The organism is Massilia sp. CT11-108 (assembly GCF_047302915.1).
Lineage (GTDB): Bacteria > Pseudomonadota > Gammaproteobacteria > Burkholderiales > Burkholderiaceae_D > Telluria > Telluria orientalis.
In genome coordinates this window covers 1-214 of the sequence record NZ_JBKYMO010001840.1, presented here as the reverse complement: position 1 = coordinate 214, position 214 = coordinate 1, and the positions used below count along the sequence as shown (strand labels likewise).

1 pseudogene is annotated in these 214 nt (G+C 63.6%); it reads right to left on the bottom strand.

The window, feature by feature from the left end:
* Window positions 1–190 (bottom strand): annotated as a pseudogene (locus ACEN88_RS36520) (IS3 family transposase); the annotation flags it as partial.
* Window positions 191–214: the final 24 nt, after the last annotated feature.

The window sequence follows — 214 nt, the reverse complement described above, 5'->3', positions numbered from 1 at the left end:
TGCGGCTGCCGTAGCTTTGATGGCTTGCCGCGAAAGCGGCCCGCACATGCACGCTGGCCTTGCACACGGCGGGCTGGGCGGCACGTCGCCGGGCCTCGTAAAAACCAGAACGGCTCACTCCCATCACCCGGCAGCACTGGGCAACGCTGAGGGCCTTCTTTTGCAGCTCGTCGATGAGTCGGTAACTCATTTCAGTTCGCGGGCAAAGAAGGCC